This window comes from Marinoscillum pacificum (assembly GCF_024714495.1).
GTDB lineage: Bacteria > Bacteroidota > Bacteroidia > Cytophagales > Cyclobacteriaceae > Marinoscillum > Marinoscillum pacificum.
The window spans coordinates 59,400-73,697 of sequence record NZ_JAMZMJ010000017.1 but is presented as its reverse complement, the minus strand read 5'-3'; the positions used below and the strand labels follow the sequence as shown (position 1 = coordinate 73,697).

At 40.0% G+C, this 14,298-nt stretch carries 16 protein-coding genes; 7 read left to right on the top strand and 9 right to left on the bottom strand.

Going from position 1 to position 14,298, the window contains the following annotated elements; genetic code table 11:
- Positions 1 to 6: 6 nt before the first annotated feature.
- Together NXS00_RS24365 and yjjX are read right to left on the bottom strand one after the other, a co-directional pair.
- Positions 7 to 849 (bottom strand): helix-turn-helix domain-containing protein, encoded by an 843-nt coding sequence (locus NXS00_RS24365; protein ID WP_258101903.1) that lies wholly within the window; start codon positions 847 to 849, stop codon positions 7 to 9.
- A gap of 139 nt (positions 850 to 988) precedes the next feature.
- Positions 989 to 1,516 carry an inosine/xanthosine triphosphatase gene (yjjX, locus tag NXS00_RS24360; protein ID WP_258101902.1) on the bottom strand — a complete coding sequence of 176 codons (528 nt, stop codon included), beginning with the start codon at positions 1,514 to 1,516 and terminating at the stop codon, positions 989 to 991.
- Positions 1,517 to 1,625: 109 nt separating this feature from the next.
- Here yjjX and NXS00_RS24355 point away from each other — a divergent pair, with 109 nt between their 5' ends.
- Complete coding sequence (locus NXS00_RS24355) at positions 1,626 to 2,564, top strand: helix-turn-helix domain-containing protein (RefSeq protein ID WP_258101901.1); 939 nt, start codon at positions 1,626 to 1,628, stop codon at positions 2,562 to 2,564.
- Between the two features lie 104 nt (positions 2,565 to 2,668).
- Positions 2,669 to 3,433: an SDR family NAD(P)-dependent oxidoreductase gene (locus NXS00_RS24350; RefSeq protein WP_258101900.1), complete on the top strand. Its 765-nt coding sequence runs from the start codon at positions 2,669 to 2,671 to the stop codon at positions 3,431 to 3,433.
- Between the two features lie 46 nt (positions 3,434 to 3,479).
- Here NXS00_RS24350 and NXS00_RS24345 read toward each other — a convergent pair whose 3' ends face one another.
- Positions 3,480 to 3,872 carry a DoxX family protein gene (locus tag NXS00_RS24345; RefSeq protein ID WP_258101899.1) on the bottom strand — a complete coding sequence of 131 codons (393 nt, stop codon included), beginning with the start codon at positions 3,870 to 3,872 and terminating at the stop codon, positions 3,480 to 3,482.
- Between the two features lie 113 nt (positions 3,873 to 3,985).
- On the opposite strand from NXS00_RS24345, the gene NXS00_RS24340 reads away from it, so the two are divergent.
- Complete coding sequence (locus NXS00_RS24340) at positions 3,986 to 4,324, top strand: winged helix-turn-helix transcriptional regulator (protein ID WP_258101898.1); 339 nt, start codon at positions 3,986 to 3,988, stop codon at positions 4,322 to 4,324.
- Here the strand turns inward: NXS00_RS24340 and NXS00_RS24335 are convergent.
- Complete coding sequence (locus NXS00_RS24335) at positions 4,321 to 4,692, bottom strand: hypothetical protein (RefSeq protein ID WP_258101897.1); 372 nt, start codon at positions 4,690 to 4,692, stop codon at positions 4,321 to 4,323. The genes NXS00_RS24340 and NXS00_RS24335 overlap by 4 nt on opposite strands.
- Before the next feature lie 168 nt (positions 4,693 to 4,860).
- On the opposite strand from NXS00_RS24335, the gene NXS00_RS24330 reads away from it, so the two are divergent.
- On the top strand, positions 4,861 to 5,754 hold the full coding sequence (locus NXS00_RS24330; protein WP_258101896.1) for an EamA family transporter: 894 nt from the start codon (positions 4,861 to 4,863) through the stop codon (positions 5,752 to 5,754).
- Positions 5,755 to 5,788: 34 nt separating this feature from the next.
- Here the strand turns inward: NXS00_RS24330 and NXS00_RS24325 are convergent, their stop codons facing one another.
- The gene (locus NXS00_RS24325; protein WP_258101895.1) at positions 5,789 to 6,241 is read right to left on the bottom strand and encodes a hypothetical protein; all 453 of its coding nucleotides are present in this window, start codon (positions 6,239 to 6,241) and stop codon (positions 5,789 to 5,791) included.
- A gap of 192 nt (positions 6,242 to 6,433) precedes the next feature.
- On the opposite strand from NXS00_RS24325, the gene sbnA reads away from it, so the two are divergent.
- The 3 genes from sbnA to NXS00_RS24310 are packed head-to-tail and all read left to right on the top strand — an operon-like array spanning position 6,434 to position 10,640.
- Positions 6,434 to 7,417 carry a 2,3-diaminopropionate biosynthesis protein SbnA gene (sbnA, locus tag NXS00_RS24320; RefSeq protein WP_258101894.1) on the top strand — a complete coding sequence of 328 codons (984 nt, stop codon included), beginning with the start codon at positions 6,434 to 6,436 and terminating at the stop codon, positions 7,415 to 7,417.
- On the top strand, positions 7,414 to 9,234 hold the full coding sequence (locus NXS00_RS24315; RefSeq protein ID WP_258101893.1) for an FAD/NAD(P)-binding protein: 1,821 nt from the start codon (positions 7,414 to 7,416) through the stop codon (positions 9,232 to 9,234). Before sbnA ends, NXS00_RS24315 begins: the two co-directional genes overlap by 4 nt.
- Positions 9,235 to 9,236: 2 nt before the next feature.
- On the top strand, positions 9,237 to 10,640 hold the full coding sequence (locus NXS00_RS24310; RefSeq protein WP_258101892.1) for a type III PLP-dependent enzyme domain-containing protein: 1,404 nt from the start codon (positions 9,237 to 9,239) through the stop codon (positions 10,638 to 10,640).
- 7 nt (positions 10,641 to 10,647) lie between these two features.
- Here NXS00_RS24310 and NXS00_RS24305 read toward each other — a convergent pair whose 3' ends face one another.
- The 4 genes from NXS00_RS24305 to NXS00_RS24290 all read right to left on the bottom strand — a co-directional run bounded on the left by NXS00_RS24305 (position 10,648) and on the right by NXS00_RS24290 (position 14,276).
- Entirely contained in the window at positions 10,648 to 11,688 is a 1,041-nt protein-coding gene (locus NXS00_RS24305; protein WP_258101891.1) for a polysaccharide deacetylase family protein, read from the bottom strand.
- An 8-nt stretch (positions 11,689 to 11,696) separates the two neighbouring features.
- Positions 11,697 to 12,494 (bottom strand): glucosaminidase domain-containing protein, encoded by a 798-nt coding sequence (locus NXS00_RS24300; protein ID WP_258101890.1) that lies wholly within the window; start codon positions 12,492 to 12,494, stop codon positions 11,697 to 11,699.
- 39 nt (positions 12,495 to 12,533) lie between these two features.
- A complete protein-coding gene (locus NXS00_RS24295; protein ID WP_258101889.1) occupies positions 12,534 to 13,037 on the bottom strand; it encodes a hypothetical protein in 504 nt (167 codons plus the stop codon).
- Between the two features lie 201 nt (positions 13,038 to 13,238).
- Positions 13,239 to 14,276, bottom strand: a complete 1,038-nt coding sequence (locus NXS00_RS24290) for a hypothetical protein (RefSeq protein ID WP_258101888.1) — start codon at positions 14,274 to 14,276, stop codon at positions 13,239 to 13,241.
- Between the last annotated feature and the right edge of the window lie 22 nt (positions 14,277 to 14,298).

Sequence of the window (14,298 nt, the reverse complement as noted above, 5' to 3'; positions counted from 1 at the left end):
GATATTTTATAATTGTCCGGATTTACTTAGATCATCCGCTTTTGACAAAATCAGTATTTCTAAAATCATGGTTATTGGGAAAATAACCAGGGATATAGGGGCAAATACCAGCGTCAGCATGCACACACCCAGTATAATCTCTAATATGCCTGCATATTTGGCTGCTTTGCCCATACCATCTTGAAGTCTTCGTAACCCTGCTCCGTAAAATATGGCTGTAGCTCCGTTTGTGAGAATGACAAAAGCACCTATCACACCTGCTATTCCATCAAAATATGGGTCCATGTAAAACACGACAAGATCTGAGCCATAATATAAGGTGGTCATTGCCAAACTGAGGTATGCGGCGACTCTGAGCAATCGATTTTCAAACAGTGTTGCTAAAGAAACCATTCCTCTCATAAACAGGAAATATGTACCGAGTGAGACAACTTTTATGGCGATATAAGGTATTTCAGGAAAAATAGAACCGTTCAATTCTACGAAAATTTCCACACCAGAATCAATGACAAATAACAATAAGTAAATGATTCCGGCTAACCAGGCATCGTGAAACGACTTTTTAAGTTGATTTTCTGGGAGATTAAGTGCCAACATAGTGTTAAGGAATTTGTAAGGTGAAACATTAGAGTCATCCTTTTGTACAAACTCTTTCCATTCCTCAGAATTATAATCCAGAGCGTCAAGCAGCAATCTCACGGTGGACTCTCTTGGTGTCACATCTCCAGATTCAATTCGCTGAATAGTTCGGACACTCACATGGCAAGCTTCTACCAGTTCTTCCTGGGTCCAGCCTTTTTGTTTTCTGAGTTCTACCAGTAATTTACCAAGTGAAGGTTGTGCGATCATAGTGATTTAAAGTAACAGAAGTTTTGTCAAAAGGACATGGCAAGGTTAACGCTCTGGCGAAAAAATAGCTGAAAAAAGCACCCGCCAAATACCCGTCACTTGACTGTCAATAGTGATTGCAGCTTATTAAGGCACTTTTTTAGTAAATCTCTGGATTGCGGAATGGAACCAATGCTAATATTACAGCCTGTACATAATACTCCGTTCGGCCGAGTACTCCACCTGTAAGTGAGCCCACTGCCCCTCCTTTATGCTTTGAATTTTTCTCACCAAACACCTGATCATTGGCATAACCCAACTCAATGCCTTCGTGGATTAACTGGACTACCTTGGGAGGTAGGTAAAAGGTACTGGTTCTGGACTTTCCTAATTGATCATTGGATAGGACTGCTACCCAGGCAAAAGCGATCATTCCGTCTTCTAGTTCGTCGATACCTCCTTCAATTCCTACCCAAAAGTCAGCATCAGGAGAATGTTGTCGGGCATTTCTGGCTCGATTAATTGCTCCCTGCAAGGTCTCCTCATCAGTCATGGGTTGATCCGAAACATCCGAAGGCACCGAAACTCCTTCAAAGACAAATGTCGATTCGGTAAAGATCTTTTCGAAACCTTCTTTGGTACAGTTGATTTTAACTGGGTTTTTGGAAGCGACAATCACTTTTTGCATGCTGCTAAATTATGGATATTGAGGATAAGACCTGAATGCTACTGCGGATTTTCAAATCCTTATTTCAATGTGGGCGTTTAAGAAGAGTATATTTGAATTTTGCAATATTATGACTGGCATCTCAACAACATCTTTGGAAGAGTTTTATCAAGAAGCTTCTGCTTTTACCGGGCAGGAGATAGCAAGTTTGCTTCCTCCAGGCATGCAAAAAGATGTAAGACATTTCAATATTTTTGATATTGCTCCGACCATACAGCATTACAAGCGCAAAAAAGAAATGCCTTACAATCGCAGGGCATACTATAAAATCAGTTTGATAAGAGGGAGAAACCGCGCAGAATACGCGGACAAGGTGATTGATATCAATGGCAATGCGCTGCTATTTGCTACACCAAAAGTTCCCTATCACTACGTTCCTCTAGATGAAGATCAGGATGGTTCTTTCTGCGTATTTACAGCTGATTTTATGGTTAAAAACAAGAGTGGAGTGGTGCTGGATGATCTTCCAGTTTTTAAAACGTCAGGCTATCCAGTGTTTGAGATTAGCAATGAGCAAGCAGAGGATTTGGCATTGATTTTCAGGAAGATAAAAACGGAGATTGCGTCAGACTATGAATTCAAATACGATCTGATTCGTAATTATGTCATGGAGGTGATTCATTATGGTCAGAAACTTCAGCCTGCCATGAGCAACCCTTCCCCTCAAAATGCTGCAAGTAGAATCGTTTCTCTTTTTGTAGAATTGTTGGAGCGGCAGTTTCCTATCGAATCTCCTTCACAACGATTGAATTTAAGAGCTCCTAAAGAATATGCAGAGCGCTTGGCAGTTCATGTAAATCACTTAAATAAAGTGATCAAGGAAAGTACCGGTAAAACAACTTCCGAGATTATATCGAGTCGTATCGTCCAGGAAGCCAAAATCTTGCTGCGTCAAACAGACTGGAATGTCTCCGAAATAGCCTTTAGTCTGGGTTTCGAAGAAGTGGCACATTTCTCCAATTTTTTCAAAAAACAGGTCAGCATTACGCCTGTTTCCTTCAGATCTTAAGTTGATTATTTGATTTGCGCAATCCTTGGATTGATCTGTGCAAACAAGTAGGCTAATGTATTGATCAACTTTGTTCCATCAATTTTCAATTAAAGAGAAGAATTATGGAAACGAAGAATAAAATCGCATTGGTTACAGGTGGTAGTAGAGGTCTTGGAAGAGACATGGCGCTAAACTTGGCCAAACAAGGAAACGATATTGTAATTACTTATCACTCCAACAAAGAGAAAGCAGATGAAGTAACTGCCGAAATAGAGTCACTAGGTCAAAAAGCAATAGCACTTCAACTAGATACTAGCAAAGTAGCGGATTTTGATGCCTTTATTGACTCTTTCAAAGAGGCGTTGAAGAGCATTTCAGGGGAATCAACGTTTGATTTCCTAATCAATAATGCCGGTACTGGCCATTACATGCCTTTCGCTCAAACAACAGAAGAGCAGTTTGATCAACTGATGAATGTTCACTTTAAAGGAGTGTATTTTCTCACTCAGAAATGTCTGGAATTAATGAATAATGGTGGTCGAATCATCAATATTTCATCAGGTTTAGCACGATTCTCAATGCCAGGTTCATCAGCTTATGCATCGATGAAAGGCGGAGTTGAAGTGCTTACGCGTTATTTGGCGAAAGAACTTGGTGAAAGGCAGATTGCAGCAAATATTGTAGCACCAGGAGCGATAGAAACTGATTTTGGAGGAGGTAGAGTTCGTGATGATGAAGCGACCAACCAAATGGTGTCAAGTGTAACTGCGCTAGGACGAGCTGGTTTACCTGAGGATATCGGTGGAGTTGTTGCCTTCTTATGCTCTGAGGCAGGTCGTTGGATCAATGGCCAACGCATAGAAGTGTCAGGTGGAATGTTGTTGTAATAATTATAGGCTGGCTCAGAAAATAAGTTGAGCCAGCCATATATTCTCATTTCAGCGGGATCTTGATACGCCCCCATGTAAGCATTCCAGCTAGAATGCAGAATACAAAGTTGAAGCTGATAGCATCTATTTCATCGCGTAAGATGTGAAATCCAATAGCGCAGATCATCAGGAATACCAGTCCTCCACTTGCTAGCAATGTCAGTCGTGGTTTGATTTTCAACAAACCAGGTATCACCAATCCAATCCCTGCTAAACCATCAAAAATACCAGTAATTCTTACCAGTTTTTGGTTTTCCAGTACCCATGGCCACATTTCTGCCAATTGCTCTAATGGCCAAATCAATTTGATATATGCAGCCCAACAAAGTGAGATGGAGAGGAGTGCTTGTAATGCCCACAAAGCAATATGAAGTGCTTTTTTCGTGTTTATTGTCATGTGTTTTTGTTGACAAAGCTATTTCTGCGATACTATCCAAAGTATATTACTATCCTCGCGGAAAGTGCTATCTGTGAGGTAAGTATGTGCCAATTCCTTTAATTCGCAGGATTATGATGACAAGAGATGGATGCCCGGAAAATGTACTGGCTATCAAGGATGCTATAGAGGCGCTAGAGGGAAAATGGAAAATCCTGATTATGCTTTCCCTTTCTCAGAATACCAAACGATTTCGAGAGATTAGTCGGGAGGTAAATGGGATTACCGACAAAGTGCTTTCCAAAGAGTTGAAGCATTTAGAAATCAACAAGCTGATTGTACGAAATGAATTCAATACATTTCCACCAACCGTTGAGTACTCGATTACCGAGCATGGTAAGTCGCTAGAGCTTTTGCTTATGGAGCTTTACAGATGGGGAATGAAGCATCGGGAAGAAGTGATGAAAGACTAAATCAACCCTTCCTTCAAATACACTTCAACACCCTTTTGAATCATTGCTTTTATCTCTTCTATAAGGTCTGGAGTTAGCTTTTTGATGTGAAAACAGCTTTTACCTTTTAAGCACTTCTTGAGTTCTGCGGAAATTGAAAACTCATCAACATGTGTGTAGATGGGAAAGTAGTAAAGACGAATGTCTTTTGGCTTGGGAACAACACTTCCAAAGTAGAATCCGTCCACTTTTTGTTTGCCTTGCATGGCTTCCTTAGTGCCGGCTACTTCAAATACGTTTTCATTGTCTTTGCGAACTTGAAGTGGCGGAACATGTGCTGTGAATAAACCTTGAAGTGTTGATTGAATTTCGGATAGTTCGGTGATCATGTATTAAAATTAGTATTAAACCTCAGAGTATTCAAAGAAATGGTTTTTGATAAGACGTTATGCTCTCCACTTCTCTGTTCTCTCTGCGGTTGATCTAAAAATAGTCAAAATGACTAGAATATGCGAGTTAGGTTCATGACCTTTGCCAGCCTGCGAAATTGATAGAATATGTGGCTACTCCTTGCAATTGCTTCAGCAGTTTTTCTTGGTTTTTACGATATCTTCAAAAAAATCTCTTTGGAGAAGAATGCCGTATTGCCAATTCTTTTTCTGTCTACCGTGGCAGGTTCCATCATCATGGCTGGTTTTGTGATTGCTTCTGAGACTGGAATAATTCACAAAGATAGTATGGCCTATGTGCCTCATCTAACTAGTTTGGAGCATTGGAAGCTGGTGCTGAAAACGGTGATTGTACTCTCCAGTTGGATTTGTACCTATTTCGCTTTGAAGCATTTACCGCTGACCATATTTGCTCCTATTCGATCCACAGGGCCGCTCTGGACGAGTGCTGGAGCCTTTATCATCTTTGCTGAGCGTTTGACTCCAATGCAGTGGGTAGGAGGAGTACTAGTATTCATCTTTTTCTACCTGTTTTCTACCGCTGGAAAGCTGGAAGGCTTCTCGTTTCGCTCCAACAAATACGTGTGGCTGATGATAGCTGGGACTTTGGCAGGATCTGTTAGTGCGCTGTATGATCGGTACTTACTCCGAGAGATAAATGTCATGGCTGTGGAAGCCTATTTCACTTTTTATCAGACACTCCTTTTAATTCCAGTGTTGGCTATTTTTTGGTATCCAACACGTGCTAGAACCACTCGATTTAGCTGGAAGTGGAGCATTCCTTTCATTGGTATTTTCTTGTTGATTGGTGATTACCTGTATTTCTACAGTGTGTCTATGCCTGATTCCTTAATATCCATTATTGCGTTAGTACGTCGCTCCAATGTACTGATTGTGTTCCTGTTTGGTGCGCTTATTTTCAAGGAACAAAACATCAAAAAGAAGGGCCTTTATCTGATTGGAATCTTAATCGGTTTAGTATTCCTGGTTTTAGGAAGATAGAGAAAGCGTCAACTCTGCGAAGGCAGAAGTCACATTAAGATCCAAACTGTATATTCTGACGTTTGGCAGTTTCCTTAAGGTCGTTGATAGCTTCTTCACTGAATCTACCTTTAATTCGGTAGTGAATATGTTCATTGTTATGAGCGAGCTGTACAGACAACTTATCCTTGTTCACATGCACATACCGGAGCCTTTTCCAGGGCAGCTTGATCAATTGAGAGGACAATCCCGGCTTTAATAAGATTTCCTCCTCATCAATCATGATTTTTGGAGCATTCTTATAGCTAGAGTTGCCTAGATAGGTCTGCGCCAAATGAAGAATTCCTGCAAAGAAAATGGCAACGCCCAATATGAGTTTCCAGGTATTATCAGGCTCACTAAGCACTTGCCAAAGCCAGATAATTCCAAACATTAGGAATATCCCACCAAGGATGACGGACTGCTTCTTGTTGAACTTGCTTAAACCAAGACGATACTTTCTCTGCATTAGACCATTTTTTGCAAAATTAGGGAATAATGGTATTTACTTCAAGCTTAAAAAAATGGAGATCGAATCCATTTATTAAGGCATTCAACTGTAGGCACTATGTTTATTTTCTGTTGACAGTTAGAACAATTGGTGACCAATGAGGTTCTTTTTTAGTCTCCACTGTTTCGGAGAACTCCAAATAAAAAACTCATGAATCACAACACTAACACATATAACGGCATTTTAGAAACTATTGGACATACCCCCTTAGTCTCATTGAAAAATTTGTATCCTGAATATGCCATTAATGCCTATGCAAAACTTGAAATGTTTAATCCGGGAGGCAGTATTAAAGATCGAACAGCCTATAACATTTTGCAGAATGCAATTTACTCTGGTGAAATAGATGATAATACGACTATCATAGAGTCTAGTTCTGGTAATATGGCGATCGGACTGGCTCAGATATGCCTCAAGTTTGGTCTGCGTTTTATTGCTGTGGTTGATAGAAATGTTAATGAGCAAACAGTGAAAATATTGAAGACTTATGGAGCGGAGGTCAATCAGGTAAAAGATATTTACCCTCATCCAAGTTTGCTGGAGGCTAGATTGGCAAGGGTGCAAGAACTTTTATTGTCCATTCCGAATAGCTTCTGGACGAACCAATACGCTAATCGAGCTAACCCTGAAACTCATGAAACTACCATGAATGAGATCAGAACCAGTTTAGGTACTGACTTGGATTATCTATTGATTGCAACAAGTACATGTGGTACCCTCATGGGTTGTGCTGATTTTATTAGCAAGTATAAACTGCCCACTAAGATTATCGCTGTAGATGCTGTTGGGAGTTTGATTTTTCAGTCAAAGCCAGGTCAACGTAAAATACCTGGACATGGTGCGGGACGAAAGTCTCAATTCCTGGACATGGATAAAATACATCATGTGCATCATGTGAATGATTTGGGGTGTGTCAATGGATGTAACAAACTCTTAAAAAGTGAGGCAATTCTGGCGGGAGGTTCCTCTGGTGCTTTGGTGACAGCTTTAGGAGCTATTGCGGATCAGATACCTGAAGGGTCTAATTGCGTGATGATTTTCAGTGATCGGGGAGAAAGATATCTGGACACTATTTATTCACCAGAATGGGTAGAGATGAATTTCAAAGAGTATAATATGGCATTGGCAGGATGAGAAATTTTCAAATAGCCATAGTGGGAGGTGGTCCGAAAGGGCTTTATGCTCTAGAAAGGTTATTGGCCAATTTATCTACGGTTTCATTGAGCTTTTCCTGTATTATTCATCTGTTTGAAGGGCATGCGCAATTTGGGTCTGGGCAGGTCTATCGTATTGATCAAGAGCCTTTTTTAATCATGAATATCCGCTCAAAATCCATAAATGTCTGGCAATATTCTGAACCGTCACCAGTGGTGAGTCACCAGTATAGTTTTGATGAATGGAGAGATTATCAAGGGTCTAACATTATTGATTCAGATTATCCTCCAAGAGCACTTGTTGGGTCTTATTTACGATGGGCATATGATAAATTAATTGAGAGTGTTCCACAGAATGTTTACATACATGAGCACCACGCTGAAGTTGTAAAACTTAAGTCTACGAACGAAGGAGTATTACTAATTGATAGCGAACCTGACGAAAAACAGATTCTCTGTGATTCTGTGTTGTTGGCCACGGGTCATCCCAGGCGAACTCTCACGAAAGGTGAATTAGTAATCAAGAAGTGCTTGAAAAAATTTGAGGACAAACACTTTGTGGAATTTCCTTATCCATTACAGACTCTAGATCCGTTAAACGACACTGTTGCTATAAAGGGAATGGGTTTGACTTTTATTGATGTGGTCTTGGCTCTGACCGAGGGGAGAGGAGGTCAGTTCATTGAAGGAGATAGTGGTATGAGTTATTTGGCTAGTGGAAATGAACCCACAACCATATATGCTTTCTCTCGAAGTGGTAAGTGGATGCATTGCCGAGGAGCCCTCGACTACTCTTATCAACCGGTTTATTTCACAAGACATGCAATTGATCAATTAAGAAAAGCAACTGGCAAACTACATTTAGAACGAGATTTAGTGCCGTTGATTTTTCAGGAGTTTAGACATGCTTATTATATGACGCTCTTTCAAAAGTACAACTTCATGCCTGGGTGTTGTGATTCTTACCATGATCTGATCGTTGCTATTTCCATATTTAGTGAAGCGTACCCACATGAGCCATTATTCAATCCACAAGAGTTACTAGAGCCTCTAATGGCTCCAGGTTTTCAAAGGCCTGAGGATATTCATAGGTGTCAAAAAGAGAGGCTAAAAGAAATCATTACAATGGCCGAGGAGGGACCTGAGCTTAATCCAATTGCTTCTATTGGATATGTTTGGACAAGCATTGTTGATGTTTTTGATGACGTTTATCGTTTTGGGGGCTTGTCGGCGAAATGTCAGGAAACATTTGATCAAAAATATGCTCCATTCATTCAGCGCATATCTTATGGTCCACCATTAGAGAATATGAAAAAGATATATGCGCTGGTTCAGGCAAGTCTACTAAATCTTGGTATTGGAGCATGCTCAGATATAACCTTTGATGCTCATACTGGCAATCATGTAATCTCAAGTAAACTTCACGGTGAGCAAGTAATAGTAGGTGCCTTAGTAGATGCTAGAATACCTAAAGTTGATTGTGTTCAGGATACCGGGCTGTATGGTAATATGGTTACATCTGGAGAAGCGTCGCTGTTTATAAATGAAGATGTGCTAGGAAATAAGTATACCCCAGGGTGCTTACAGCAAACCAGTAAAGGTGAAATTATCAATCAATATGGACTGCCAAATTCCAGGGTATATGTGACAGGAATTCCTACAACAGGTATTACTTATGACAATGAAAGTATATCACCATTGAGGAATGATGAGTTTATTGCTAATTGGGTGCAGAATGTAATTCGCTTGATTGGAACTGTAAACAATGCCACAAAAAAACAACCTCAAGAAATTTAAATATGATAAAGTATCCTCAATTAAAGCCTTTGGTTGATGATTGGATCAATCAGTTTTTGGAAAATAAAGAATTAATAAACTCCGCATTTAACCAGTACGGCTCTCCTATTAATATACATTTTCTAGAACCATTTATTCAAAATTATCACGAATACTTGGAAGTACTGCAAAATCATAAGCTGGATCACTTGGTGTTCTATGCAAGAAAGGCCAATAAGAGTAAATGTTTCGTTAAGAGTGCTGCAACTCAACAATTCGGGGTGGATACTGCAAGCTTTAATGAGCTGAATCAAAGTTTAGAAATAGGTGTGCCTTCTGATAGGTTGGTTGTCACGGCAGCAGTTAAAACGGAGGAATTGATACAATTGGCTTTAGAGCATCATGTGTTGATTATCGTGGATAACCAAGATGAATTGGCGCATATAGAAATGTTGTGTTTGAAAGGGGGACATACCGCTCAGCTTGGTGTTCGTATTAGTGGCTTTGATTGGAATGGGCAAAAGCTGTACAGTAGGTTTGGGTTTGATATAACTTCTGCTTTGGCTGTTGTGAAAGAGATTCATTCAAACAAATGCTTTGATTTCAAGGGGTTTCATTTTCACCTGAATGGTTATTCTATCGATCAGCGTGTGCAGGCTATTTTGCAGACGTTAGATCTCTCAGAATTGTTAGCACAGGATGGTATAGAAACTGAATTTATCGACATAGGTGGTGGTTTGCTCATGAACTACTTAGAAGATGAGGAAGAGTGGATAGCCTTTGATGATCACCTAAAAAAGTCTGTTCTACATAAGGCGGAGCCCATAACATTTATGAACAATGGCCTGGGATACGAATCAATTGATGAAAAGCTGCATGGTTGTTTAAAAACCTATCCATATTTCAATCGCAACCCCAAGTCTGTTTTTTTGGATGGAATATTAAGTCAAATGGTTAAAGGAGAGCAAAAGGTGAGTGACCTACTCCGCAATCAGAATATACAACTTAGAATGGAGCCAGGTAGGTCATTACTGGATCAATGTGGTATAACATTAGCAAGAGTGATTTCCCGCAAAGAGGATAGTAACGGTGACCTTCTTGTTGGCTTAGAAATGAACAGGACTCAGTTGTGCAGCTCCAGTGCAGACTTTTTGTTGGACCCCATTTATCTGCCTAACTCTGAGGGAAGAAAACCGCGCGAGACATCAGTTTATTTTACAGGAGCTTATTGTCTGGAACAGGATATTATACTCAAACGAAAGATAACATTATCTGTATATCCAGAAATAGGAGATATGGTTTGTTTTGTAAATACAGCAGGTTACATGATGCATTTTTATGAATCAGAGGCGCACCTTTTCAACCTTTCTACCAATTTGGTAGCCAGTAAGGATCATACTGGAGACTTTACACTGGAAGAGGACTAAAAAAAGACTAGTGCACATCTGGATTGATCCAAAGATGACTGTACCAGTACCATTTGCCATCCTGCTGAGCGGTTAAGGTGTACAGAAATCTACGTCTTGAAGAAATGTCTGACTTTGGAGTAATCGTAATGACCACATCTTCACCAGATTCTGATTTATCCACTTTGGCTTCAGCTCCTTGTATGAAGCAGTTAACAGCTCCCGCCAAAGGGCTATCAGCGGATACTTTCAAGGTCAGCTTTGGTTGATCTCCTGTAGCTATGAAGCTAAATGGAGATTCACTTGTTACCAATGGATGATGCATATTAGCCTTGGATTTGAATTTATCAATTGCCGCATAGTTTTCTGACATTGGGAAGCGTGGGCATCTGAATAGATCGGTGCTTCCACCTATCACACCTGAGTTTTGAGCAGCAGCGCCTTTAAAACCGATTTCTTTAACGATGGACAGCATTTTGTCATCCAATTCCCCAAAAGGATAAGCAAAGGTTTCTGGAGTTGATCCAAGATGTTCTTTGATCAATTTTTGGGTCAACTTTAGTTCATCTTTGAAATTGCTATATCGTTCTGATTCAGGTTGATTTAGAAAGTATGCATGTGAGTGGGTATGATTTCCAATTTCTACACCAGCATCTGCGGCAGCTTTTATTTGATCCCAATCCATATAGCTAGACCCGCCAACCGTCTCAGTATTGATATATAGCGTTGCTGGAAAATCAAATTCTTTCAATACAGGTAATCCATTTTTATAAAAGCTCTCATAACCGTCATCAATGGTGATCACGGCCGTTTTTTGAACAGGATCGCTTGAGTTCATATAGTCCATTGCATCCGCAAAAGTTAACACCTGATAACCCTGGTCTTTCAGGTATTGAAGATGAGACTTAAAGTCGGAAACTTTGGTGTTGGTAGATGGATAGCGATTATCATCAAAGCGGTGATAGACGAAGCAAACCACTTCCTTGTTTGGATCTATTTTCGTTTCGGATTGCGCGCAACCAATAGAGGTTAGCACTACAAGTAGTGTAAGGAATATTTGAGTTTTCATAGCTGAGTTTATTGTTCAATAAAGAATGATGGATCTATCTGGTAGTCATCATATTGAGTGAGATCATTCTGTCGAATAATCGTTCTAAGTTGATCGACATAAGCTTCACGGCGTTCTGAGTAGTATTTTAGATGCGGAAGTAGTTCATCCACATTGCTGGATACTGTTCGAGCAGTTCTGAATTTCCGATAAGCTCTGGATCTTCCTACTGTCTCAAAATAATCAGTGATAGATTCGGAGACATCAGCATATTTCCGAAGGAAAATACGGTTATCTCCTCGGCTGTAGCTGGCTTCAATACGCGGTTCATTCGCATTGTAAGACCAGATACCGAACAAGTTATTCGCCTCTTGGAAAAATCGAGAAGACCCCCAGCCACTTTCCACTGCTGCTTGCACCAGCACAATACTGTTTGGGTGAGTAAGCATTCGTTTGAGCAACTGATCGGGATTGTCCGTATCAAATCGGTCTAACTGATAATGATAGAATGCAGAGTCTTCGGCGGTCCATTCTTCCTGGGCTAAAATGAATTGGACCTTTTCCCGATCCTGATTCATGCGATATTTAGAAACTAATATTGCAGGTAATACCGCAGCAATAAATTTCTCTTTAGACTGGTCAACAGTCAATGATTCAAAGCTTGGTATATTTCTATATAAAATAGGTCTTGCCGTAGAATCTCCCAGGGGAAAGATTTGCTCTGGAGACTCCAGCATGACTTCCTTTGTTTGAAGTATTAGCTTCTTCTCAGAGCACGCGCCAATCAGTATTCCGATAGCGGTAAGTACATAGATCAACTGTTTCATCGTGATCTAGTAAACTACGTAATCGGCAATAAGTTTGATTCACAGCTTATTGGCGACCACCCATTCTTCCTGGCTACTACGGATATCCTGATGGCTATTTTTGAGTTTTGCTTCCAGTTTAGTCAATCCGTTTTCCAGGCTTTTACTCACCATTGAATGCTCTATCGGTTCATTTTCTCCCATCCCTAATTTTACCATTAATTCACTCAGGCGCTCACTGTTAAATGGTTTGAGGGCAGCTTCATCAAATCCCATATGGAACTCGATTTCCAGTTTAGGCTGATTGGTAAAATGTTGGACGATGGCTTCATTTTTGGTGTGCAAAGGGTGTACTTCCATTACTACCACTTTGGTAATTCCAGGAAATAAATATTGGTTCAAGCTAAAAGCATTGCAAAAGATTAAATCATCCATCTCAGCATGCTCGCCTGGATTTTTTAAGGTGATATTCAAAGCAGCAGCCATTTGTTGTATTTCTTTTCTGGTTTGATCAAAAAAATAGATCAAAAGTTGCTGTCCAGGCTCTTCTGCAAATCGCGACATGACCAATCGGTATTTGGCCATTTTGTGTAGGTATGCCACATAGCGTTTGCTAGGTTGTTTTGGTTTACGGCGGAAAAACATGCAGAGAAGATAACTAAAAAAACATAAAAAACCTCCTGCAAATTAATGACAGGAGGCTTTCCTATGCCTTAGTTTTTGGCGGTAATTCAAGACATAGTTTAGTTAATGATTATGGAATCATTAAAGCTTAACTTTTTCGCCATCCAAACCAGTTTGTAAAAGTTCCAGAGACTTATCCATAAATCCTTTGATTGGTTTCTTTACTTCTGATTGGTATACTTCTGGGTCACATTCAATTGTGTTAGTCACTTCTACACTTCTATCTTCTACGGTGAAATAAGATGCATAAGAAGGAACATAGGTGTGGGATCGAGTAGCTACCGATTTAAATTTCTCCTCTTTGAATACCCCATTCACAGGAATTGCTTCTTTAAGTAAGATTTCAGCTGCTGCTTCCGGCATGGCCACACCTGGTTTGTTCGCCTTTCCGCTGATATAGGAGATTTTTGCCTGAGCCATTTTCAAGTTAGGTCCTCCTTTAATTTTAGCAGAACCAAATTTATTGTTGCTGGCAAGCCAAATACTTGGAATGTTGAAAGAAACTTCAACTACGAACATGTCATCCAGGTCATCTGAAAGCTTAGGGTTTGGTCCATAGATAGAGGAGGAGAAACTACCATCATCACCGGTAAGTCCGCTCATAAAAGCTCCTGTTTTCTCTTTCCCTTTTTTAGTAATTTTCTTTACGAAATAGGCATAGCCTTCTGGAATGACCATTAAGCTCCCTTTAATTTGCTCTTCATTAATGGTTGGACCATCTATTTTAGTCCAATCTTCAAAATATTCTGTGCTTTGAAGGTTGTCAGCGGTAAAGACTTCAAAGCCTTTGCTCTCTAATTCACCAATGTAATAGTCGTACAATTCGTTGGTCATGTTCTGTAAGTGAACAGGATCCACTCCTTCTACGCCTACAGCCATTCTAGCGGTAGCATCACCAACATAATTGCCACCAATTTGTCTACCACCTCGAGAAGTAGTTTCTGCTTCAGCAATCATCTGATAGTAGATCTTAAAAGACTTAATAAAGACTTTTTTTGGAGCATCTCCGAGAGCCTTACTTTTAAGCTCAGATAGTTGTAAATTCTTTTTAGTAAACTCTTGTCCGTAAACCACTGAGGTCATTAGGCACAAAATGATGAATAGACGGGATGTTTTCATGGCATTTTATTTTCTGTAAAGG